The sequence below is a fragment of the Streptomyces mexicanus genome, from assembly GCF_902506575.1.
GTDB lineage: Bacteria > Actinomycetota > Actinomycetes > Streptomycetales > Streptomycetaceae > Streptomyces > Streptomyces mexicanus.
The window spans coordinates 1-1,678 of record NZ_LR732659.1 but is presented as its reverse complement, the minus strand read 5'-3'; the positions used below and the strand labels follow the sequence as shown (position 1 = coordinate 1,678).

Sequence of the window (1,678 nt, the reverse complement as noted above, 5' to 3'; positions counted from 1 at the left end):
GCCGACCACGGGCGGGCGCTGGCCGTCGAGGTGGACTACTCGCAGCAGGCGGGCACGATCGCCGGGCTGGACAACGCGATCCTGTGGTCCTCGGGGCTGGCGATCGGGGCGCCGCTGGCCGTGGTCAACAGCGCCCCGGAGGCGGCCACCAGGGCCAGCCGGGCGAGCGGGGAGCGCAGGGACATGGAGAACCTCCACCTGTGGCGATGACGCCCGCTGTAGCGGACAAATCTGACCAACGCCACATTAGGGACGCCGCTGGCCGGATGCCCGCGACACCGCGCCGTCGGCGAGGCTGTCACCTGAAACGGCGTCAACGCCCTGCTCCCCGCGCCGGCCGCCCCCCGCCGTCTGCGGCGGGCGCTCGGGCAGTGTCAGGCGCGCCACCGCCCCGCCGTCCGGCGCGTTGGCGAACTCCAGCCGGGCGCCCAGCACCTCCGCCTGGCCCAGCGCGATGGTCAGCCCGAGCCCGTGCCCGCGTGCCCCGCCCTCGGTGCGGAACCGCTGCGGCCCGTGCTCCACCAGATACGCCGGATAGCCCACGCCGTGGTCCCGCACCGTGACCACCGGCCCGTCCACGGTCAGCGTCACCGGCGGCCGCCCGTGCCGGTGCGCGTTGGCCACCAGATTGCCCAGCACCCGCTCCAGGCGCCGCCGGTCGGTCTCCACGTAGACGTCCCGGACGACCCGGACCTCGGCGTCGGCGCCCGTGGCGCCCGCCGCGGCCCGCACCACCCGCTGCGCGACCGCGCTCAGATGCTCGCCGTCCAGCTCCAGCCGTTCCCGCCCGGTGTCCAGCCGGGAGATCTCCAGCAGGTCCTCGGTGAGGGTGCGCAGCGCGGCCACCCGGTCGCGCACCAGCTCCGTCGGGCGGCCCGGCGGCAGCAGCTCGGCCGCCGCGTGCAGCCCGGTCAGCGGCGTGCGCAGCTCGTGGGCGACGTCGGCGGTGAAGCGCTGCTCGGCCAGCAGCTTGCTCTGCAGCGAGGACGCCATCGTGTCCAGCGCGGCGGCCACCGCGGCCACCTCGTCCTGCGGGCGCGAGGGGTCCCGGCTGAGCGGGTCGTGCACCCGCGCGTCCAGGTCGCCGGCGCTGATCCGCCGGGCCACCTGCGCCGTGGCGTGCAGGCGCCGTGTCACCCGGGTCACCGCGAACGCGCCCACGGCCAGCGTCGCCCCGATCGCCAGCCCCGAGGACCACAGGATCGCGTTGTCCAGCCCGGCGATCGTGCCCGCCTGCTGCGAGTAGTCCACCTCGACGGCCAGCGCCCGCCCGTGGTCGGCGGGCCCGGCCGCCCACATCGTGGGCCGCCCGTGGTGGCGGGCGACCATCGTGCCGCGCTCTCCGTGCGCCGCCAGCCGCCGCAGCGGCGCGGGCAGCCCGTCGGGGTCCAGGCCCGCGCCCGGCAGCAGCGTGTCCCCGGACTCGAACGCGCTGGTGGCGTCCTTGAGCCGGACGAGCGCCAGCTCCCGGGCCTGGCCGACGGTCTGGTCGGTCACCGACACATGGACGAGGACGCCGAGCAGCGCGGCCAGCGCGCAGCACATCACCGTGATGAAGGCCGCGGCCTTCACGGCGAGCGTGCCCGTCCACCGGGGCAGGGGGATCCTCATCCGGGCCGCCTCACCGTCCGGTCGCCGAGGGGGCGGCCCGGATGAGGATCCCCCTGCCCCGGTGGAC

At 76.6% G+C, this 1,678-nt stretch carries 1 protein-coding gene and 1 pseudogene; one reads left to right on the top strand and one right to left on the bottom strand.

What is annotated here, in order from left to right:
• Window positions 1-153 (top strand): annotated as a pseudogene (locus tag GV126_RS34395) (two-component sensor histidine kinase); the annotation flags it as partial.
• 93 nt (window positions 154-246) lie between these two features.
• Here GV126_RS34395 and GV126_RS34390 read toward each other — a convergent pair.
• Entirely contained in the window at window positions 247-1,611 is a 1,365-nt protein-coding gene (locus tag GV126_RS34390) for an ATP-binding protein (protein ID WP_159675196.1), read from the bottom strand.
• Window positions 1,612-1,678 lie beyond the last annotated feature (67 nt).